General features: G+C 63.6%; 32 protein-coding genes. 30 read left to right on the top strand and 2 right to left on the bottom strand.

Annotated elements, in window-relative coordinates; genetic code table 11:
• A partial coding sequence (locus OC184_RS12295; RefSeq protein ID WP_265507474.1) for a glycosyltransferase family 61 protein occupies positions 1 to 589 on the bottom strand: 589 nt, incomplete at its 3' end.
• 625 nt (positions 590 to 1,214) lie between these two features.
• On the opposite strand from OC184_RS12295, the gene rpsJ reads away from it, so the two are divergent.
• The 20 genes from rpsJ (at position 1,215) to rpmD (ending at position 10,542) form a co-directional block, all read left to right on the top strand.
• Entirely contained in the window at positions 1,215 to 1,523 is a 309-nt protein-coding gene (gene rpsJ / locus OC184_RS12290; protein ID WP_042247848.1) for a 30S ribosomal protein S10, read from the top strand.
• Between the two features lie 11 nt (positions 1,524 to 1,534).
• Positions 1,535 to 2,392, top strand: a complete 858-nt coding sequence (rplC, locus tag OC184_RS12285) for a 50S ribosomal protein L3 (protein WP_265507473.1) — start codon at positions 1,535 to 1,537, stop codon at positions 2,390 to 2,392.
• Complete coding sequence (gene rplD, locus OC184_RS12280; RefSeq protein WP_265507472.1) at positions 2,392 to 3,012, top strand: 50S ribosomal protein L4; 621 nt, start codon at positions 2,392 to 2,394, stop codon at positions 3,010 to 3,012. The genes rplC and rplD overlap by 1 nt, the downstream gene beginning before the upstream one ends.
• Positions 3,009 to 3,305: a 50S ribosomal protein L23 gene (locus OC184_RS12275; RefSeq protein ID WP_265507471.1), complete on the top strand. Its 297-nt coding sequence runs from the start codon at positions 3,009 to 3,011 to the stop codon at positions 3,303 to 3,305. Before rplD ends, OC184_RS12275 begins: the two co-directional genes overlap by 4 nt.
• 95 nt (positions 3,306 to 3,400) lie before the next feature.
• Positions 3,401 to 4,240, top strand: coding sequence for a 50S ribosomal protein L2 (gene rplB, locus OC184_RS12270; protein WP_265507470.1), 840 nt, complete (start codon positions 3,401 to 3,403; stop codon positions 4,238 to 4,240).
• Positions 4,241 to 4,243: 3 nt separating this feature from the next.
• Complete coding sequence (gene rpsS, locus OC184_RS12265; RefSeq protein ID WP_119751637.1) at positions 4,244 to 4,522, top strand: 30S ribosomal protein S19; 279 nt, start codon at positions 4,244 to 4,246, stop codon at positions 4,520 to 4,522.
• Positions 4,523 to 4,527: 5 nt separating this feature from the next.
• Positions 4,528 to 4,908 (top strand): 50S ribosomal protein L22, encoded by a 381-nt coding sequence (rplV, locus tag OC184_RS12260; protein ID WP_265499287.1) that lies wholly within the window; start codon positions 4,528 to 4,530, stop codon positions 4,906 to 4,908.
• Positions 4,908 to 5,618, top strand: coding sequence for a 30S ribosomal protein S3 (gene rpsC / locus OC184_RS12255; RefSeq protein ID WP_265507469.1), 711 nt, complete (start codon positions 4,908 to 4,910; stop codon positions 5,616 to 5,618). The genes rplV and rpsC overlap by 1 nt, the downstream gene beginning before the upstream one ends.
• A 12-nt stretch (positions 5,619 to 5,630) precedes the next feature.
• On the top strand, positions 5,631 to 6,044 hold the full coding sequence (gene rplP, locus OC184_RS12250; RefSeq protein ID WP_265507468.1) for a 50S ribosomal protein L16: 414 nt from the start codon (positions 5,631 to 5,633) through the stop codon (positions 6,042 to 6,044).
• Positions 6,045 to 6,236: 192 nt separating this feature from the next.
• On the top strand, positions 6,237 to 6,443 hold the full coding sequence (rpmC, locus tag OC184_RS12245; RefSeq protein WP_265507467.1) for a 50S ribosomal protein L29: 207 nt from the start codon (positions 6,237 to 6,239) through the stop codon (positions 6,441 to 6,443).
• A gap of 12 nt (positions 6,444 to 6,455) precedes the next feature.
• A complete protein-coding gene (rpsQ, locus tag OC184_RS12240; RefSeq protein ID WP_265507466.1) occupies positions 6,456 to 6,701 on the top strand; it encodes a 30S ribosomal protein S17 in 246 nt (81 codons plus the stop codon).
• 77 nt (positions 6,702 to 6,778) lie between these two features.
• Positions 6,779 to 7,147 carry a 50S ribosomal protein L14 gene (gene rplN, locus OC184_RS12235; protein WP_022708219.1) on the top strand — a complete coding sequence of 123 codons (369 nt, stop codon included), beginning with the start codon at positions 6,779 to 6,781 and terminating at the stop codon, positions 7,145 to 7,147.
• A complete protein-coding gene (gene rplX, locus OC184_RS12230; RefSeq protein ID WP_265507465.1) occupies positions 7,147 to 7,452 on the top strand; it encodes a 50S ribosomal protein L24 in 306 nt (101 codons plus the stop codon). The genes rplN and rplX overlap by 1 nt, the downstream gene beginning before the upstream one ends.
• Positions 7,452 to 8,012, top strand: a complete 561-nt coding sequence (gene rplE / locus OC184_RS12225; protein ID WP_265507464.1) for a 50S ribosomal protein L5 — start codon at positions 7,452 to 7,454, stop codon at positions 8,010 to 8,012. Before rplX ends, rplE begins: the two co-directional genes overlap by 1 nt.
• Before the next feature lie 20 nt (positions 8,013 to 8,032).
• Entirely contained in the window at positions 8,033 to 8,338 is a 306-nt protein-coding gene (gene rpsN, locus OC184_RS12220; protein WP_265507463.1) for a 30S ribosomal protein S14, read from the top strand.
• A 16-nt stretch (positions 8,339 to 8,354) separates the two neighbouring features.
• Positions 8,355 to 8,747, top strand: coding sequence for a 30S ribosomal protein S8 (rpsH, locus tag OC184_RS12215; RefSeq protein ID WP_265507478.1), 393 nt, complete (start codon positions 8,355 to 8,357; stop codon positions 8,745 to 8,747).
• A 12-nt stretch (positions 8,748 to 8,759) separates the two neighbouring features.
• Complete coding sequence (gene rplF / locus OC184_RS12210) at positions 8,760 to 9,293, top strand: 50S ribosomal protein L6 (protein ID WP_265507462.1); 534 nt, start codon at positions 8,760 to 8,762, stop codon at positions 9,291 to 9,293.
• A 12-nt stretch (positions 9,294 to 9,305) separates the two neighbouring features.
• Entirely contained in the window at positions 9,306 to 9,665 is a 360-nt protein-coding gene (rplR, locus tag OC184_RS12205) for a 50S ribosomal protein L18 (RefSeq protein ID WP_265507461.1), read from the top strand.
• Positions 9,666 to 9,777: 112 nt separating this feature from the next.
• Positions 9,778 to 10,344 carry a 30S ribosomal protein S5 gene (gene rpsE / locus OC184_RS12200; RefSeq protein WP_265499296.1) on the top strand — a complete coding sequence of 189 codons (567 nt, stop codon included), beginning with the start codon at positions 9,778 to 9,780 and terminating at the stop codon, positions 10,342 to 10,344.
• 12 nt (positions 10,345 to 10,356) lie between these two features.
• Positions 10,357 to 10,542 carry a 50S ribosomal protein L30 gene (rpmD, locus tag OC184_RS12195; protein ID WP_265499297.1) on the top strand — a complete coding sequence of 62 codons (186 nt, stop codon included), beginning with the start codon at positions 10,357 to 10,359 and terminating at the stop codon, positions 10,540 to 10,542.
• Positions 10,543 to 10,597: 55 nt separating this feature from the next.
• On the opposite strand, the gene OC184_RS12190 is transcribed toward rpmD, so the two are convergent.
• Positions 10,598 to 11,206: a hypothetical protein gene (locus OC184_RS12190; protein ID WP_265507460.1), complete on the bottom strand. Its 609-nt coding sequence runs from the start codon at positions 11,204 to 11,206 to the stop codon at positions 10,598 to 10,600.
• A gap of 209 nt (positions 11,207 to 11,415) precedes the next feature.
• On the opposite strand from OC184_RS12190, the gene rplO reads away from it, so the two are divergent.
• The 10 genes from rplO to OC184_RS12140 all read left to right on the top strand — a co-directional run bounded on the left by rplO (position 11,416) and on the right by OC184_RS12140 (position 19,532).
• The gene (gene rplO, locus OC184_RS12185; RefSeq protein WP_265507459.1) at positions 11,416 to 11,892 is read left to right on the top strand and encodes a 50S ribosomal protein L15; all 477 of its coding nucleotides are present in this window, start codon (positions 11,416 to 11,418) and stop codon (positions 11,890 to 11,892) included.
• Positions 11,893 to 12,001: 109 nt separating this feature from the next.
• Positions 12,002 to 13,372: a preprotein translocase subunit SecY gene (gene secY, locus OC184_RS12180; RefSeq protein WP_265507458.1), complete on the top strand. Its 1,371-nt coding sequence runs from the start codon at positions 12,002 to 12,004 to the stop codon at positions 13,370 to 13,372.
• 84 nt (positions 13,373 to 13,456) lie between these two features.
• Entirely contained in the window at positions 13,457 to 14,044 is a 588-nt protein-coding gene (locus OC184_RS12175; protein WP_265507457.1) for an adenylate kinase, read from the top strand.
• 154 nt (positions 14,045 to 14,198) lie between these two features.
• The gene (gene rpsM, locus OC184_RS12170; RefSeq protein ID WP_265507456.1) at positions 14,199 to 14,567 is read left to right on the top strand and encodes a 30S ribosomal protein S13; all 369 of its coding nucleotides are present in this window, start codon (positions 14,199 to 14,201) and stop codon (positions 14,565 to 14,567) included.
• 12 nt (positions 14,568 to 14,579) lie between these two features.
• The gene (gene rpsK / locus OC184_RS12165; RefSeq protein ID WP_265499303.1) at positions 14,580 to 14,969 is read left to right on the top strand and encodes a 30S ribosomal protein S11; all 390 of its coding nucleotides are present in this window, start codon (positions 14,580 to 14,582) and stop codon (positions 14,967 to 14,969) included.
• A gap of 117 nt (positions 14,970 to 15,086) precedes the next feature.
• Positions 15,087 to 16,103 (top strand): DNA-directed RNA polymerase subunit alpha, encoded by a 1,017-nt coding sequence (locus OC184_RS12160; RefSeq protein ID WP_119885000.1) that lies wholly within the window; start codon positions 15,087 to 15,089, stop codon positions 16,101 to 16,103.
• Positions 16,104 to 16,209: 106 nt separating this feature from the next.
• Positions 16,210 to 16,629: a 50S ribosomal protein L17 gene (rplQ, locus tag OC184_RS12155; protein WP_265507455.1), complete on the top strand. Its 420-nt coding sequence runs from the start codon at positions 16,210 to 16,212 to the stop codon at positions 16,627 to 16,629.
• A 276-nt stretch (positions 16,630 to 16,905) separates the two neighbouring features.
• A complete protein-coding gene (locus OC184_RS12150; protein ID WP_265507454.1) occupies positions 16,906 to 17,517 on the top strand; it encodes a helix-turn-helix transcriptional regulator in 612 nt (203 codons plus the stop codon).
• 54 nt (positions 17,518 to 17,571) lie between these two features.
• On the top strand, positions 17,572 to 18,162 hold the full coding sequence (locus OC184_RS12145; RefSeq protein ID WP_265507453.1) for an acyl-homoserine-lactone synthase: 591 nt from the start codon (positions 17,572 to 17,574) through the stop codon (positions 18,160 to 18,162).
• A 53-nt stretch (positions 18,163 to 18,215) separates the two neighbouring features.
• On the top strand, positions 18,216 to 19,532 hold the full coding sequence (locus tag OC184_RS12140) for a replication-associated recombination protein A (RefSeq protein WP_265507452.1): 1,317 nt from the start codon (positions 18,216 to 18,218) through the stop codon (positions 19,530 to 19,532).
• Positions 19,533 to 19,553: the final 21 nt, after the last annotated feature.

Below are 19,553 nucleotides of genomic sequence, written 5' to 3'. Positions count from 1 at the left end.
GGATCAGGATCTCTTGGTCCAGACGGCCCAGAAGCTGCCGTCCATGCACTGCGGAACCCTCGGCGAAGACCAGGTGCCGTGCCCCCGCATAGGCCTCGAGCTGCGCGCGCAGCGGCAGGCGGGCAGGATCGATCACCATGGCACCCGCACGCCCGAGTGCGCGAACCAGCGCACCCTCGCCGGCATGGCCACCATTTCCAAGCGCGGGCTGACCCTGGCGCGTTACATAGACGACCGGCGTGGGCGTTGGCCTCAGGTCATTCAGCCTGGGCAGTTCGTCCAGAAGATCGAGAAACCAGGCGGGTGGGGGATGCGCGCCGAGGTGCTCGGGCTGCGGGCCGACGAAAAGCTGTTCAGCTTCAATTGGATTGGTTACGGCCAGCAGCCGCGACGGCGCAACGCCGTACCAAGCCAGCATGTCCCATAGCCATGGCGGAATGTCCGCCACCACCCGGCCCGGCGGGAGGGTCACCGCGACGTGCGCATCGGGTCGATGATACAGCGCGGCGGGGATACGGTTCAGGTGTTCGGCCGCCAAGTGGCCAAAGTGGAAGATCAGCCGCCCGCCCCAAATCACCGGCGCGCTCACGCGGCGGCCGGGCCGACGCGTCGGGCAAGTCGCCCAGTCCACCGGCTGGTCATGGACTAGATGACGAACAAGCGGTTGGCAATTGAAGTCGGGCCACGCGGGACCGCCATCTGATATCTGATTGCGGTAGACCATGCGCTGCGCCGGCAAGATCGCAATTTCGGCGTATTCCAACGGCCGAGGGGCGGCAATGCCGGGGCGGGTGGTGTGCCAAGTGACGGGCGCTGCCGGATCTCTAGGCCGTCTCCCCGCATGAGGGTGCCAATGCATTGCGCGGCCTCGCAGCCGCCGCAGCTTGGCTAACAGCGCGGGATGGCGCCGCAGCCAGCGTATCATCTTCGCCCGCATCGTTCCCTCTTGAGGCTAACCGAATGCGGTCTAGCGTAAGCCGGCGACCGGCACAACAAATGGGCCCGGCGTCGGGTGAGGGAGCTTGACCAGATGCCGATGACACTGTAATGGAGCCCATCGCAGCGGGTCTTCCCCTTGTGGGCGGAGGAATCAGTTGCCATGGGCAAGGCCGCCGGTCATGGGCGGCCTGCTGTTATTTTAGACGGTCCGATGCTGGCGCCGCGTGGTGCGTTGTCAGCCTCTCGACTGGAACTCCCCGCAAGAGGGAAGTGAAATGCAAAGCCAGAATATCCGGATCCGGTTGAAGGCGTTTGACTATCGCGTGCTGGACGCCAGCACGCAGGAGATCGTCAATACGGCCAAGCGCACCGGCGCGACCGTTCGCGGCCCGATCCCGCTGCCCAACAAGATCGAGAAATTCACGGTTCTCCGTGGTCCGCACATCGACAAGAAGTCGCGCGACCAGTGGGAAATCCGCACGCACAAGCGCCTGCTGGACATCGTCGATCCGACCCCGCAAACCGTCGACGCCCTCATGAAGCTCGACCTCGCCGCCGGCGTGGACGTCGAGATCAAGGTCTGAGGAGGCACGACATGTTGCGTACTGGTGTTATCGCCAAGAAATTGGGCATGACGCGTCTGTTCCTCGAGGACGGCCGCCAGGTTCCCGTCACCGTCCTGCAACTGGACGGTCTGCAGGTCGTCGCGCAGCGCACCGCTGCCACCGACGGCTATACCGCCGTTCAGCTGGGTGCAGGCGCCGCCAAGGCCAAGCGCACCACGGCTGCGATGCGCGGTCACTTCGCCAAGGCCTCGGTCGCGCCCAAGCGCAAGATCGCGGAATTCCGCGTTGCCGAAGAGAACCTGATCAACGTGGGTGAGGAAATCACTGCTGACCACTATTTCGCAGGTCAGTACGTGGACATCGCCGGCACCTCGATCGGTAAGGGCTTTGCGGGTGCCATGAAGCGCCACAACTTCGGCGGTCTGCGCGCCTCGCACGGCGTGTCGATCAGCCACCGCTCGCACGGTTCGACCGGCCAGTGCCAGGACCCGGGCAAGGTGTTCAAGGGCAAGAAAATGGCCGGTCATCTGGGTGCCGTTCGCGTCACTACGCAGAACCTGCAGGTCGTGCGCACCGACGCCGACCGCGGCCTGATCATGGTCAAGGGTTCGGTGCCGGGTTCGAAGGGTGGCTGGGTCACGATCAAGGACGCCGTCAAGAAGGCGACGCCCGAGAACCTGATCTATCCCGCCGCGCTGAAGTCCGCCGCCGAAGAAGCCAAGCGTCTGGCCGAGGAAGCCGCCGCCCAGGCCGCCGCCGAGGAGGAAGCCGCCCGCAAGGCCGCCGAGGAAGCCGCTGCCGCCGAGCAGGAAGCCGCTCTGCAGGAAGCCGAAGCCTCGATCGAGTCCGACAAGGCCGACGACGCCGCGCCGGAAGGAGACAAGTGATGAAACTTGATGTGATCAAGCTGGATTCCGGCAAGGCCGGGTCGATCGATCTGGCCGATGACGTCTTCGGGCTGGCGCCGCGCGGCGACATCCTGCAGCGCGTCGTCCGCTGGCAGCACGCCAAAGCGCAGGCCGGCACACACTCGGTGCTGGGCAAGTCCGACGTCAGCTACTCGACCAAGAAGATCTATCGCCAGAAGGGCACCGGCGGCGCTCGCCACGGTTCCAAGAAGGCGCCGACCTTCCGTCACGGTGGCGTCTACAAGGGTCCGACCCCGCGTTCGCACGCATTCGACCTGCCCAAGAAGGTCCGCGCCCTTGGCCTGCGTCACGCGCTGTCGGCCAAGGCCACCGCGGGTGAGTTGGTCATCGTCGAGGATCTGAACCTGGCCGATGCCAAGACCGCTGCCGTCGCCAAGGCCGTCCGCGAGAACGGTTGGAAGCGCGTGCTGGTGATCGACGGTGCCGAAGTCAACGAAGGCTTCGCCCGCGCAGCCCGCAACATCGAAGGCGTGGACATCCTGCCGTCGATCGGCGCCAACGTGTATGACATCCTCAAGCGTGACACGCTGGTGATCACGCGCGCCGGTGTCGAAGCTCTGGAGGCTCGCCTGAAATGAGCGCGAAAGCAGAACACTACGACGTGATCGTCAAGCCGATCATCACGGAAAAAGCGACCATGGCGTCCGAGAACAACGGCGTCGTTTTCCAGGTGGCAAAGGACTCGTCCAAGCCCCAGATCAAGCAGGCGATCGAGGCCCTGTTCGGCGTCAAGGTGAAGGCGGTCAACACCACCATCACCAAGGGTAAGCAGAAGCGCTTCCGCGGCCAACTGGGCCGTCGCAGCGACGTGAAGAAGGCCTATGTCACCCTGGAAGAGGGTAACAGCATCGACGTGTCGACCGGTCTCTGATAACCGGACGCGATCCGGCCGCCCCGGGATTTCCCGGGGCGGCCGCATTTGACTGAAACGGACCATCCTGGTCCAAAGCAACGGAAGACAGAAAGATGGCATTGAAGTCGTATAAACCGACGACGCCTGGCCAGCGCGGGCTGGTTCTGATCGACCGTTCGGAGCTTTGGAAAGGTCGCCCCGTCAAGTCCCTCACCGAGGGCCTGACGAAGAAGGGCGGTCGGAACAACACCGGACGGATCACCATGCGCCGCCAGGGCGGCGGGGCAAAGCGCCTGTATCGCATCGTCGATTTCAAGCGCACCAAGTTCGATGTGGCAGCAGTCGTCGAGCGGATCGAGTACGATCCCAACCGGACCGCTTTCATCGCGCTGGTCAAGTACGAAGACGGCGAGCAGGCGTACATCCTTGCCCCGCAGCGCATGGCTGTCGGCGACCGGATCTTCGCAGGCAGCAAGGTCGACGTGAAGCCCGGCAATGCCATGCCCTTCAGCGGCATGCCGATCGGCACGATCGTCCACAACGTCGAGCTGAAGCCCGGCAAGGGCGGCCAGATCGCACGTTCGGCCGGCACCTATGCCCAGTTCGTCGGCCGCGACGGCGGCTATGCCCAGATCCGCCTGTCCTCGGGCGAGCTGCGTCTGGTCCGTCAGGAATGCATGGCCACCATCGGTGCCGTGTCGAACGCTGACCACTCGAACCAGAACCTCGGCAAGGCCGGCCGCAACCGCCACAAGGGCATCCGCCCGTCGGTCCGCGGTGTCGCGATGAACCCGATCGACCACCCGCATGGTGGTGGTGAAGGCCGCACTTCGGGTGGCCGGACCCCGGTCACGCCCTGGGGCAAGGACACCAAGGGCAAGAAGACCCGCAGCAACAAGGCGACCGACAAGTACATCTTGCGCTCGCGTCACGCGAAGAAGAAGGGGCGTTAAGCTATGGCACGTTCTGTTTGGAAGGGCCCCTTTGTTGACGCCTATGTGCTCAAGAAAGCGGAGAAGGCCCGTGAGTCGGGCAAGTCCGACGTCATCAAGATCTGGTCGCGTCGTTCGACCATCCTGCCGCAATTCGTCGGCCTGACCTTCGGCGTCTACAACGGGCACAAGCACATCCCGGTGAACGTCTCCGAAGAGATGATCGGCCAGAAGTTCGGTGAATATTCGCCCACGCGCACCTATTACGGTCACGCCGCGGACAAGAAAGCCAAGAGGAAGTAATCGTCATGGGTAAGGAAACCAATCCGCGCCGCGTGGCGGAGAACGAGGCCTTCGCCAAGACGAAGATGCTTCGCACCTCGCCGCAGAAACTGAACCTCGTGGCTCAGCTGATCCGCGGCAAGAAGGTCGACAAGGCCCTGGCCGATCTCACCTTCTCGCACAAGCGCATCGCTGGCGACGTGAAGAAGTGCCTGCAGTCGGCCATCGCGAACGCCGAGAACAACCACGGTCTGGACGTCGACAACCTGATCGTCGCCGAGGCCTGGGTCGGCAAGAACCTGGTGATGAAGCGTGGCCGTCCGCGGGCACGCGGCCGGTTCGGCAAGATCATGAAGCCGTTTTCGGAAATCACCATCAAGGTGCGCCAAGTCGAGGAGCAAGCGTAATGGGTCAGAAGGTCAATCCGATCGGCATGCGCCTCCAGGTCAACCGCACCTGGGACAGCCGCTGGTACGCCGACGACAAGGACTATGGCAACCTGCTGCTTGAAGACCTGAAGATCCGGGACTTCATCCACAAGGAAGCCAAGCAGGCCGGCGTCAGCCGCGTCATCATCGAACGCCCCCACAAGAAGTGCCGCGTGACCATCCACGCCGCGCGTCCCGGTGTGATCATCGGCAAGAAGGGTGCGGACATCGAGGTGCTGCGCAAGAAGCTGGCGAACTTCACCGACAGCGAACTGCACCTGAACATCGTCGAAGTGCGCAAGCCCGAAGTCGATGCCCAGTTGGTTGCCGAGTCGATCGCCCAGCAGCTCGAGCGTCGCGTCTCGTTCCGCCGCGCGATGAAGCGCTCGGTCCAGAACGCGATGCGCATGGGTGCCCTGGGCATCCGCGTGAACGTCGCCGGCCGTCTCGGCGGCGCCGAGATCGCCCGGACCGAATGGTACCGCGAGGGTCGCGTGCCCCTGCACACCCTGCGGGCCGACATCGACTATGCGCTGTCCGAAGCCACGACCCCCTACGGGATCATCGGCGTGAAGGTGTGGATCTTCAAGGGCGAGATCATGGAACATGATCCCCAGGCCCATGACCGCCGCACCGCCGAGGCTCAGGAAGGTCCGGCCCCTCGCGGTGCGCGCCGCGACGCCCGGTAAGGAGTAGAAAAGATGCTGCAACCGAAACGGACGAAGTTCCGCAAACAGCACAAGGGCCGCATCCACGGTGAAGCCAAGGGCGGCTTCGACCTGAACTTCGGCTCGTTCGCGCTGAAGGCTACTGAGCCCGAGCGCGTCACCGCGCGCCAGATCGAAGCGGCCCGCCGCGCGATCACCCGCCACATGAAGCGTCAGGGCCGGGTCTGGATCCGGATCTTCCCGGACGTCCCGGTGTCGTCTAAGCCGACGGAAGTCCGGATGGGTAAGGGCAAGGGCTCAATCGATTTCTGGGCGGCACGGGTCCATCCCGGCCGGATCATGTTCGAGATCGACGGCGTGAACGAAACCATCGCCCGTGAGGCCCTGCGCCTCGGCGCGATGAAGCTGCCGGTGCTGACCCGCATTGTGGCTCGCGAAGACTGGTAATCAGGTCGCGATCGTGACGATCTGGACCCTGCCGGGCGACCGGCAGGGTCCATTCTTTTCTGGCATTCCGGAAACGGGTTGCCAAACATGGCCGCAGCCTGTATGGGACGGCCTTCATTACGAAACTCCACCGGAATCAGGGTGGCCCTGGATGACAGGGGCTCTCCGGTGATGTTGAAAGGAACTGCCGTCATGGACGCGCAAGAACTGAAGTCGAAGACGCCCGACCAGCTGAAGGATCAGCTGGTTGCGCTTAAGAAGGAAGCGTTCAACCTGCGCTTCCAGCAGGCCACCGGCCAGCTCGAGAACACCGCCCGCATGCGTACCGTCCGCCGTGACGTTGCCCGCGTGAAGACGATTCTGAACCAGAAAGCGGCCGACGCCGCGGCCTCGAACTAAGGAGCCCGGTCCATGCCCAAACGCATCCTGCAAGGCCGCGTCACCAGCGACAAGAACGAACAGACCGTCACCGTCCTGGTCGAGCGTCGCCTCAAGCACCCGCTGCTGCACAAGACGGTGCGCTTCACCAAGAAATACCGCGCGCATGACGCGCAGAACCAGTTCAAGATCGGCGACATGGTTCGCATTGTCGAATGTGCGCCGATTTCGAAGACGAAACGCTGGACTGTCCTGACGGACGAAGCGGCTTCGGCCTGAAGTCCATCATCACAGATCAGAAATGATCGAAACCCTGGGGCCGCAAGCCGCGGTCCCCAAAGGTCGGGAGAAACCAAATGATCCAGATGCAGACCAATCTGGATGTTGCTGACAACTCCGGCGCTCGCCGGGTTCAGTGCATCAAGGTCCTGGGTGGTTCGCACCGTCGCTATGCGTCGGTGGGCGACATCATTGTCGTGTCCGTCAAGGAAGCCATCCCGCGGGGCCGGGTCAAGAAAGGTGACGTCCGCAAGGCCGTCGTCGTCCGCACCGCGAAAGAAGTGAACCGTGAAGACGGCACCTCGATCCGCTTCGACCGCAACGCTGCCGTCATCCTGAACAACCAGGGCGAACCGGTCGGCACCCGTATCTTCGGGCCGGTCGTGCGCGAGCTGCGGGCCAAGAACTTCATGAAGATCATCTCGCTTGCACCGGAGGTGCTGTGATGGCTGCCAAGCTGAAAAAAGGCGACAAGGTCGTCGTTCTGGCCGGCAAGGACAAGGGCAAGCAGGGTGAGATCACCGCTGTCATGCCCAAGGACAACAAGGCCATCGTGGACGGCGTGAACGTCGCGATCCGCCACACCCGCCAGTCGCAGACCAGCCAGGGCGGCCGCGTATCGAAGGCCATGCCCATCGACCTGTCGAACCTGGCGCTGATGGACAAGAACGGCAAAGCGACCCGCGTCGGCTTCCGTATGGAAGACGGCAACAAGGTCCGCTTCGCCAAGACCACCGGAGACGTGATCTGATGCTGGACGCCACCAAATACACGCCCCGTCTGCGCGGCCAGTTCCGCGACCAGATCAAGGCCGCCCTCAAGGAAGAGTTCGGCTACAAGAACGACATGCAGATCCCGCGCCTGGACAAGATCGTCCTGAACATGGGCGTCGGCGAGGCCGTCAAGGACACCAAGAAGGTCAAGCAGGCCGCCGAAGAGCTGTCGCTCATCGCCGGTCAGAAGGCTGTCATCACGCATGCCAAGAAGTCGATCGCCGGCTTCCGTGTTCGTGAGGAAATGCCGCTCGGCTGCAAGGTGACGCTCCGTGGCGACCGCATGTACGAATTCCTGGATCGCCTGATCAACATCGCGCTGCCGCGCGTCCGCGACTTCCGCGGCGTGAAGGGTTCGTCCTTCGACGGTCGTGGCAACTATGCGATGGGCCTGAAGGAGCACATCGTTTTCCCGGAGATCAACTTCGACAAGGTCGACGAAGTTCTGGGGATGGACATCATCATCTGCACCACCGCGAAGACCGACGCGGAAGCGAAGTCGCTGTTGAAGCATTTCAACATGCCGTTCACCAGCTGAGTCGCGGAGGGAAAGAAGATATGGCAAAGAAATCCATGGTCGAGCGCGAGAAGAAGCGCGAGCGTCTGGTCAAGCAGTACGCCGCCAAGCGCGCCGAACTGAACGAGATCATCCACGACCAGTCCCGCCCGATGGAAGAGCGGTTCAAGGCCACGCTGAAGCTGGCCGAACTGCCGCGCAATTCGTCGGCCACGCGTCTGCACAACCGGTGCCAACTGACCGGCCGTCCGCACGCGTATTACCGCAAACTGAAACTGTCGCGGATCATGCTGCGCGAGCTCGGCTCGCAAGGTCAGATCCCCGGCCTGGTCAAGTCCAGCTGGTAAGGGGGAACAGGGAATGATGAACGATCCTCTCGGCGATATGCTGACCCGCATCCGCAACGCTCAGATGCGCGGCAAATCGACCGTCCGCACCCCCGCCTCCAAGCTGCGTGCTTGGGTTCTGGACGTGCTGAAGAACGAAGGTTACATCCGCGGCTATGAGGAAGTGACTACCGAAGCCGGCCACAAGGAGCTGGAAATCGGGCTGAAGTACCACGATGGTTCGCCGGTCATTCGCGAACTGTCGCGCGTCTCGAAGCCGGGTCGCCGCGTCTATGCCGGTTCCAAGGAAATCCCGCAGGTCCGTCAGGGTCTGGGCGTCTCGATCGTCTCGACCCCCAAGGGCGTCATGTCGGATGCAGCGGCTCGCACTGCCAATGTCGGCGGCGAAGTCCTCTGCACCGTGTTCTAAGGAGGGCAGCAGATGTCTCGGATTGGTAAGAAGCCGGTCGAACTGCCCAAGGGCGTGACGGCCGAAGTGAAGGGTCAGACCATCGAAGTGAAAGGGCCGAAAGGCACCCGCAGCTTCACGGCGACCGACGACGTGGATGTGGCGCTGGCCGATGGTTCCGTGACGGTGACCCCGCGCGGCAACTCGAAGCGCGCGCGGCAGCAGTGGGGCATGACCCGCTCGATGGTGGAAAACCTGACGGTGGGCGTCTCGGAGGGCTTCAAGAAAGAGCTCGAGATCCAGGGCGTCGGCTACCGTGCCACGATGCAGGGCAAGACCCTGAAGCTGGCTCTGGGCTATTCGCATGACGTGAACTTCGAAACGCCGGACGGCGTGACGATCACGGCGCCGAAGCAGACCGAAATCGTTGTGGAAGGCATTGACCAGCAGCTGGTTGGTCAGATTGCCGCAAACATCCGCGAGTGGCGCCGTCCCGAGCCCTACAAGGGCAAGGGCATCCGCTACAAGGGCGAGTATGTCTTCCGCAAGGAAGGCAAGAAGAAGTAAGGGGCGCATGAAATGGCACTGAAAAAGCAAGAGCTGTTCCAGAAGCGCCGCCTGCGCGTTCGGAACAAACTGCGTGCGATGTCGAACGGCCGTCCGCGGCTGTCGGTTCATCGTTCGTCCAAGAACATCTCGGTTCAGGTCATCGACGACCTGAACGGCGTGACCCTGGCTTCTGCCAGCACGCTTGAGAAGGATCTGGGCCTCGTTGGCAAGAACAACGTCGAGGCTGCGGCCAAGATCGGTTCGACCATTGCCGAGCGGGCGAAGGCTGCTGGCATCGAGGACGTCGTCTTCGATCGCGGCGGCTTCATCTTCCACGGCAAGGTGAAGGCCCTGGCCGACGCCGCCCGTGAAGGTGGTCTGAAGTTCTGATGATGCGGGCGGCGGTCTCGCCGCCCCGATGATCCGGGGGCGTCCATATTGGGGGGCGCCCACCAGGATTGAGATTTACCGGCGCCGCGCGCGCCAAGGGAAGGAATGCCGCATGGCAGAACGTGACAACCGCCGGGGCCGCCGCGAAGAGCGCGACGAGAACCCGGAATTCCAGGATCGCCTTGTCGCGATCAACCGCGTCTCGAAGACCGTCAAGGGCGGCAAGCGCTTCGGCTTCGCTGCGCTCGTGGTCGTTGGCGACCAGCGTGGCCGTGTTGGTTTCGGCAAGGGTAAGGCCAAAGAGGTCCCCGAGGCGATCCGCAAGGCAACCGAGCAGGCCAAGCGCGGGATGGTCCGCGTGCCGCTGCGTGACGGCCGGACCCTGCACCACGACATCGAAGGTCGTCACGGTGCCGGCAAGGTCATCATGCGCACCGCCGTTCCGGGGACCGGCATCATCGCCGGCGGCCCGATGCGCGCCGTGTTCGAGATGCTGGGCGTCCAGGACGTCGTGGCCAAGTCGCAGGGTTCGCAGAACCCCTACAACATGATCCGCGCCACGCTGGACGGTCTCAAGAAGGAATCGAGCCCCCGTTCAGTCGCGCAGCGTCGTGGCAAGAAGGTGGCCGACATCCTGCCGTCGAACGAAAAGCCGGCTGACGCCGCTGTCGAAGCGTAAGGAGCAGTCCGAATGGCAACCATCGTCGTCAAGCAGATCGGCAGCCCGATCCGCCGCCCGGCCATCCAGCGCGAGACGCTGAAGGGTCTTGGCCTGAACAAGATGAACCGTACGCGCGAACTGGAGGACACTCCCTCGGTCCGCGGCATGGTCAACAAGATCCCGCATCTTGTGACCATCATCGAAGAAAAGAACTGAGCTGCCAGGCTTCGTTGAAGGCGCCCCGCGAAAGCGGGGCGTTTTGCTGTCTGGTTCAGCTGTCGTGGCAGGCATAGAGTGTGCCGCCGACAGCGACGACCGACACCACGGCTCCGGTCAGCAGCATCGGAGAGGCCGCCACCGCTGCCGCGGCACCCCCGAGCGAGGCGAGCGCGCCCGAGATGTAGCCGCCGGTCCCGCTGATGATGACCGCGCCCGATCCGTCGGGCAGGGCCTGGAGCCCGTTAATCGACCGCCGCGCGGCGGCCGAGGTCAGCGCCCCCGCTGCCGCCGTCGTCTGGTTGACGCGGGTGCAGACCGTGCCGGTGCCCGCCCGGCAGCGGCCCCAGGCATCGCGTTCGCCAAGGTCATAACCGACGACCGAATCGCCATTATCGTCGACGCGCAGGCAGAAGGGCAGGCGCTCCTCGTCGGTCAGTTCGGGCGTCAGGCTGCGCAGCACGACATAGCTGGGGCAATCGTGCCGGCCCCATTTCGTCGCCAGCAACTCGCGCCGCGAATAGGTGTCCGAGAGCTTTGCCTCGGCCTTGTCATAGCCCATGACGACATCGCGGTCGTTGATGCGGGCCGTGCAGAAGACGGGTTCTTCGGCTTGTGCGGTGAAGGGCAGGGCGATCAGGAGCGCCGTCAGCAGGTATCTCATGGGTCCGTCCGTCAGTGTCGTCAACCGATGCCTAGCAACCGTGCCGGAAGGCACAAGACAACTGACGGTGAGGCTGGCGCGGGAGATCACTTGAATGCCGCGGCCCAAGCGTGTATGGGGCCTCGGTGCCAAAGGGCACGATCCGACAACATCACGTGCCGTGGCCCCCTGTTTCGCTTCGAGGGTGCGTCCGGCGAAGGAGAAGCGACATGAAACTGCATGAAATCCGCGACAACGAAGGTGCCAACCGCGCGAAGAAGCGCGTGGCGCGTGGTCCCGGCTCGGGTAAGGGCAAGACTGCCGGCCGGGGTATCAAGGGCCAGAAGTCCCGCTCGGGCGTCGCGCTGAACGGATACGAGGGCGGCCAGATGCCGCTCTATCGCCGCCTGCCGAAGCGCGGCTTCACCAAGCCGAACGCCAAGTCGTTCGCCGTCGTGAACCTGGGCCAGATCCAGGGCTTCGTGGATGCCGGCAAGATCGATGCCTCGGCCGAGCTGACCGAGGACGCGCTGGTCGCTAGCGGCCTTGTGCGCCGCAAGCTGGACGGGATCCGTCTGCTGGCCAAGGGCGAGCTGAAGGCCGGCCTGACCATCGTCGTCACCGGCGCTTCGAAGGCGGCTGTCGAGGCGGTCGAGAAGGCCGGCGGGAAGGTCACGCTGCCCGCGGCACCCGCGGCGGCCGAATAAGCTGTTGATCGGGGCTTTCCCGCCCCATAGATAGCATCTAGGTTTTCAGGCGCCGCCGGTCCCCGCGGAAACGGGTCGGCGGCGCTGTCATGATACGGGACGGACTCATATGGCGTCAGCCGCAGAACAGATGGCCGCGAACCTCTCCTGGGGTCAACTTGGCAAGGCCACGGAACTCCGCCAGCGGATCTGGTTCACGATCGGCGTGCTGATCATGTATCGCATCGGCACCTACATCCCCGTGCCCGGCATCGACGGGGCGGCGCTGCGCAACTTCATGGATCAGGCGCAGTCTGGCATCGGCGGCATGCTGTCGATGTTCACCGGCGGCGCGCTCGGCCGCATGGGCGTCTTTGCCTTGGGCATCATGCCCTACATCTCGGCCTCGATCATCGTGCAGCTGCTGACCTCGATGGTCCCAACGCTCGAGCAGCTGAAGAAGGAAGGCGAGCAGGGCCGCAAGAAGATCAACCAGTACACCCGCTACGGAACTGTCGCACTGGCGCTGTTCCAGGCCTACGGACTGGCCCGCAGCCTTGAGGCCGGCGGACTGGCGCACGATCCCGGTCTGTTCTTCCAGGCGGCTGTCGTGATCACGCTGGTCGGCGGCACGATGTTCCTGATGTGGCTGGGCGAACAGATAACAGCGCGCGGCGTCGGCAACGGCATCTCGCTGATCATCTTCGTGGGCATCCTGGCCGAGATCCCCGCCGCGCTGGCCAGCTTCTTCCAGCAGGGCCGCACCGGCGCGATCTCGACGCCGGTGATCCTCTTCGTGATCATCATGCTGATCGCGGTCATCGCCTTCGTCGTCTTCATGGAGCGGGCGCTCCGCAAGATCCGCATCCAGTATCCGCGGCGCCAGGTCGGCATGAAGGTCTATGACGGCCAGACGAGCCACCTGCCGGTCAAGGTGAACCCGGCGGGGGTGATCCCGGCCATCTTCGCCAGTTCGCTGCTGCTGCTGCCGGTCACCATCTCGACCTTCTCGGGCAACGAGGCTGGGCCGATCATGTCGACGATCCTAGCCTATTTCGGTCCGGGGCAGCCGCTCTACCTGCTGTTCTTCGCAGGCATGGTGGTGTTCTTCACCTATTTCTACACGCAGAACGTCTCGTTCAAGACCGACGATGTGGCCGAGAACCTGAAGAACCAGGGCGGGTTCATTCCGGGCATCCGGCCCGGCAAGCGGACGCAGGATTATCTCGATTATGTCGTGAACCGGGTGCTTGTCATCGGCTCGGCCTATCTGGCGGCGGTCGTCCTGATGCCCGAGATCCTGCGCTCGCAGCTGTCGATCCCATTCTACCTGGGCGGCACGTCGGTGCTGATCGTGGTGTCGGTGACGATGGACACGATCAACCAGGTCCAGAGCCATCTGCTGGCACACCAGTACGAGGGCCTGATCGAGAAGTCCCAGCTGCGCGGCAAGCGCAAGCCCGGAACTGCAAGGCCGCGCCGCGCTCCGTCGCGCCGCTGACCGTAACGAACCGGCGCGGCCCCTGCATGGCCGCGCCGTCAAGCACAAGGCCGCGACGATGGCCAAGCGAGGGGGACAGACGCCATGACCATCAACATCATCCTGCTCGGGCCTCCGGGCGCCGGCAAGGGAACCCAGGCTAAGCGGCTGGTCGAGGATCGCGGGCTGGTCCAGCTGTCCACCGGCGACATGCTGCGCGCCGCTCGGTCGTCGGGGACCGAGATGGGCAAGCGCGTGGCCGAGGTGATGGACCGGGGCGAGCTGGTCACCGACGAGATCGTGATTGGCCTGATCCGCGAGAAATTGGCCGAGGGCGGCAAGGGCTTCATCTTTGACGGCTTCCCCCGCACGCTGGCGCAGGCCGATGCGCTGCGTGCCCTTCTGCAGGAAACCGGCCAGAAGCTGGACGCCGCCATCGAACTGAAGGTCGACGACGACGCGCTGGTTGCGCGGATCGTCAAGCGCGCGGAAGAAACGCTGGCTGCCGGTCAGCCGGTTCGGAACGATGATACGCCCGAGGTGTTCTCGGACCGCCTGCGCGAATACTACAAGAAGACGGCGCCGCTTCTGGGCTATTACTATGCCACGGGTGACCTGCGTCAGGTCGACGGCATGGCGGCCATGGATCAGGTCGCGGCCCAGATCGAGGCCCTGCTGCCGCAGGAGGGTTGACCCCAACCGCCGCGACCATTAAAGCACGGCATCTCGCAAGAGAATCACCCGGTTCGCGGGTGGACCATCGATTGGCCCGAAGGCGCAGCTTTCGGGCCTTGCGTTGTGAAAAAAGGTTCCGGCGTTACGGAACCGCAACTGAAAAGGAAAACGCGTGGCTCGTATTGCTGGCGTCAACATTCCGACCGGGAAACGCGTCCCGATCGCCCTGACCTATATCCACGGCATCGGCGACATGTTCGCCGAACAGATCTGCGAAGCGACCGGCATCGACCGCACCCGCCGCGTGAACGACCTGTCGGATGCCGAAGTTCTGGCCATTCGCGAATACATCGACGGTAACCTGACCGTCGAAGGCGACCTGCGTCGCGAAGTTCAGATGAACATCAAGCGCATGATGGACTTGGGCTCGTATCGTGGCCTGCGTCACCGTCGCGGCCTTCCGGTCCGCGGTCAGCGCACCCACACCAACGCCCGCACCCGCAAGGGCCCGGCGAAACCCATCGCCGGCAAGAAGAAGTAAGGGGGCAGCGACATGGCACGTGACAAGACCCGCATGAAGCGCAAGGAGCGCAAGAACATCGCCACCGGTGTGGCGCATGTGAACTCCAGCTTCAACAACACCAAGATCCTGATCTCGGACGTTCAGGGCAACGCGATCTCGTGGTCGTCGGCCGGCACGATGGGCTTCAAGGGTTCGCGCAAGTCGACGCCCTACGCCGCCCAGATGGCTGCCGAGGATGCGGCCCGCAAGGCCCAGGAACACGGCGTCCGCACCATCGACGTTGAGGTTCAGGGACCCGGTTCGGGCCGCGAATCGGCCCTGCGCGCGCTGGCTGCCGCCGGCTTCAACATCACGGCGATCCGTGACGTGACGCCGATCGCCCACAACGGCTGCCGCCCGCCGAAGCGCCGCCGCGTCTGATCCTGGATCATCATTGACCGGTCCGCGCGGGGCTTTCGCGCGGGCCGGACTTTCGCATTTCACCTCGGGCGTTTCCGGCCACGGTCATGGGTCGGAGACAGGTATGGAGGAAAATCCATGATCCACAAGAATTGGGCCGAACTGATCAAGCCGACTCAGCTGGTCGTCAAGCCGGGTGCGGATGCGACCCGCACCGCGACGCTGGTCGCAGAGCCGCTGGAGCGGGGTTTCGGCCTGACCCTGGGCAACGCGCTTCGCCGCGTCCTGATGTCGTCGCTACAGGGCGGTGCCATCACGGCCGTCCAGATCGACAACGTCCTGCACGAGTTCAGCAGCGTCGCCGGCGTCCGCGAGGACGTGACCGATATCGTGCTGAACCTCAAGGGTGTCACCCTGAAGATGGATGTCGAGGGGCCCAAGCGCCTGACGCTCTCGGCCAAGGGGCCGGGCGAGGTCAAGGCCAGCGACATTCAGGAAACGGCCGGCATCACGGTGCTGAACCGCGATCACGTCATCTGCCACTTGGATGACGGCGCCGAACTGAACATGGAATTGACCGTCCAGACGGGCAAGGGCTATGTCGCCGCTGACAAGAACCGCCCCGAGGACGCCCCCATTGGCCTGATCCCGATCGACGCGATCTTCTCGCCGGTCAAGCGCGTCAGCTACGAGGTCCAGCCCACCCGTGAGGGGCAGGTTCTGGACTATGACAAGCTGACCATGAAGATCGAGACGGATGGTTCGCTGACCCCCGAGGACGCCGTGGCTTATGCCGCGCGCATCGTTCAGGATCAGTTGTCGGTCTTTGTCAACTTCGACGAACCAGAATCGGCAACGCGCCAGGACAGCGACGATGGGCTGGAATTCGACCCGCGCCTGCTCAAGAAGGTCGACGAGCTGGAGTTGTCGGTCCGCTCGGCGAACTGCCTGAAGAACGACAACATCGTCTATATCGGCGACCTGATCCAGAAGACCGAAGCCGAAATGCTGCGGACCCCGAACTTCGGCCGCAAGTCCCTGAACGAGATCAAGGAAGTGCTGTCGGGCATGGGCCTGCACCTGGGCATGGACGTCGTCGATTGGCCGCCGGAAAACATCGAGGACCTGGCCAAGCGTTTCGACGACCAGTTCTGAGACCTCGGCGGGGGTCACCCCGCCGCAATTGGGCATCCCGCCCCAAGGAGAGCGGCCCGCACGCATGGGCTGCCGGACAAAGCAAAAGACGTCATAGGAGATCATCATGCGTCACGCCCGTGGCTATCGCCGCCTCAACCGCACCCACGAACACCGCAAGGCGCTGTTTGCCAACATGGCCGGCTCATTGATCGAGCACGAGCAGATCAAGACCACGCTGCCGAAGGCCAAGGAACTGCGCCCGATCGTCGAAAAGCTGATCACGCTGGCCAAGCGTGGCGATCTGCACGCCCGTCGTCAGGCCGATTCGCAACTGAAGCAGGACATGCACGTGGCCAAGCTGTTCGACGTGCTGGGCGAGCGTTACAAGGATCGCCAAGGCGGTTACGTCCGCATCCTGAAGGCTGGATTCCGCTATGGCGACATGGCGCCGATGGCGATCATCGAACTGGTTGATCGCGATACCTCTGCCAAAGGCGCCGCCGACCGCGCCCGTCTGGAAGCCGAGTTCGCCGCCGAAGACTGATTGCGGCACATCGAACACTGATGCCCCGCCGCGAGCCGTCGCGACGGGGCTTTTTCTTGGGCAGATCCCTGTTGACGTTGCGGAATGTTGGCCGAGAAAGCTATCGCAGGCTTTGCACAGACTGTAGTGTCGTCTTACAATTGTTCACAGGCCAGCCTAGGCTGATGGTCTAAGTTTTTTTGAAACGTGCTGTTGTTGTTAACTTTTATGAAATGATATGAGGGCAAAGCTGCAAGTGATGCCCCTCTCAACCTTTATCAGTTGTCTCCATCGCCCATGTCTTCTCGTGCAGATATAAACGCCGGACTGCGGAAGCTGGGCAAGATTGCCCTGTCCGGGTATTTCGTCGGCCTGCACATCCGCTTTGCAGCCCCCCTGATGCAGTTCCAGACCTATGCCGAGGACTGGGCCGAGTTCTACTCGCAGAATGGCTATGCGCTGCGCGACCCCACCATTGCCTGGGGCTTTTCGACGACCGGCGCCTGCCGATGGTCGGCGCTGCCAATCCCGGATCCCTTCGACATTCTTAAGGACGCCGCAGATCACGGCCTGATCTTCGGTCTGACCGTGTCGCACGGGCCGATCGCATCACGCACAATCGCCTCTTTCGCCCGTCCCGATCGAGAGTTCACGGATGCCGAGATCCAAGAGATCTCGACGACGGTATGGCGGCTCCACGAAATAACAGAGCCGCCTGCGAGCCTGACGAAGGCTCAGAAAGAAGCCCTTCGTTGCATCGCAGAGGGCGATCGCCACGCAGCAGCGGCTGCCAAGCTTGGCATTACTGAAAGCGCCTTCAAGGCACGGCTGATCTCGGTCCGAGAGCGTTTGAACGCCAGGACGACGGCCGAAGCGCTTCAGAGAGCCAAGGAATACCGTCTGTTGTAGGTCGCCGGGGTAGAGCGAGGCACGGAGGGGGACCTCATACCCCAGGAGCATCACATGCAGATTACCACCCTCTCTTTTTCCAATTTACACAACCATGGCGAGTTATTCGCAAACCTCTTTCGCGCGCGAAAACAGAGCTTCATTGTCCAGAAGAACTGGGATCTTCCCGAAGCCGAGGACATGGAGTTCGACCAGTACGACACGCCCCAAAGTCGCTGGATCGCGATCCACGACATGGGCGAGGTTCTGGCGGGTATCCGCCTGACGCCGACCACGGCGCGCTGCGGCATCTATTCCTACATGATCCGCGATGCGCAGGAAGGCATTCTGGGCGGGTCGATCCCGCAGGATCTGCTGTTCGACAAGGCTCCGGTCGATCAGCATGTCTGGGAATGTTCGCGGGTGTTCGTCAGCCACTCGATCCCGCAGATGTATCGCCGGAAGGTGCACTTCAAGATGGTCGAGGCGATGACCGGATCGGCCCGCGACATGGGCGCCACCCGGCTGATCGCGCTGACTGGCGCCAACTGGCCGCGCTGGTACGGGCGCTGTGGGCTGACCGCCAAGGCGCTTGGCCCCGAGCTGTGGATCGATGATGGCGCTTTCCAGTGCGTGTCAATCGACCTGACCGCGAAGATGCACTGAGAGGCAGATCGCCCCTGTTGCCGGTGCCGGGTCCGTCCTAGATTGGAAACGTCATGGCGGATCTTTTCGATACAGCTTCAGAATCCGGACCTCCGCGCAAGGCGGAGGTCAGGCCCTTGGCGGACCGCATTCGTCCGGCCAGGCTGTCGGACGTCATCGGTCAGGCACGCGTTCTAGGCCCTGACGGACCCTTGGGAAGCATGCTGGCGGCGGGCAGCCTGTCATCGCTGATCCTATGGGGGCCGCCGGGGGTGGGCAAGACCACCATCGCCCGGCTTCTTGCCGACGAAAGCGATCTGGCGTTTGTTCAGATCAGCGCCATCTTCACCGGCGTCCCCGACCTGCGCAAGGTCTTCGAGGCGGCGAAGCTGCGCCGGCAGCAGGGACGCGCGACTCTGCTGTTCGTGGACGAGATCCATCGCTTCAACAAGGCGCAGCAGGACAGCTTCCTGCCGCACATGGAGGATGGGACGATCCTGCTGGTCGGTGCGACCACGGAAAACCCCTCGTTCGAGCTGAACGCCGCCGTGATGTCGCGCGCGCAGGTGATCGTTCTGGAGCGCCTTTCGCTGGCCGACCTGGAGCTGCTGGCGCAGCGGGCCGAACGTGAACTGGGCCGCAAGCTGCCCCTGACGGCCGAGGCGCGCGAGGCGCTGCTGGAGATGGCCGACGGCGATGGCCGCGCTTGCCTGAACCTGATCGAACAGGTGGCCGCCTGGAAGACTGACGCCAAGGTCGACCCGGACGCGCTGGCACAGCGGCTGATGAAGCGGGCCGCGAAATACGATAAGTCGGGTGACGAGCACTACAACCTGATCTCGGCGCTGCACAAGTCGGTGCGCGGCAGCGATCCGGATGCGGCGCTTTACTGGCTGGCGCGCATGCTGGAAGGCGGCGAGGATCCGCGCTATCTGGCGCGGCGTATTACGCGCATGGCGATCGAGGATATCGGCCTGGCCGATCCGGCGGCCGCCCGGCATTGCCTTGATGCCTGGGCGCTTTACGAGCGGCTTGGCAGCCCGGAGGGCGAGTTGGCGTTGGGGCAGGCGGTGATCTATCTGGCGCTGGCGCCGAAGTCGAATGCCGGCTACGCGGCCTATAAGGGCGCACGGGCCGAGGCCCGGCGGACCGGCAGCCTGATGCCACCCGCTCATATCCTGAACGCGCCAACGAAAATGATGAAGGACCAGGGCTATGGGGCCGGCTATGCCTATGACCACGACGCCGAGGACGGCTTCAGCGGCCAAAACTATTTTCCCGACGGGCTGAAGCGTCCTGTCCTCTATACCCCGGTCGAGCGGGGCTTCGAGCGGGAGCTGAAGCGCCGGCTGGACTGGTTCGTCAGCCAGCGTCTGAAGCGCGGCGGTTGACTTTGCGCCGCCAACGGCACA

It is taken from the genome of Paracoccus rhizosphaerae (assembly GCF_026162645.1).
GTDB classification, from domain to species: domain Bacteria; phylum Pseudomonadota; class Alphaproteobacteria; order Rhodobacterales; family Rhodobacteraceae; genus Paracoccus; species Paracoccus rhizosphaerae.
The sequence above is the reverse complement of the archived record's forward strand: the minus strand, read 5'-3'. Positions and strand labels throughout refer to the sequence as shown.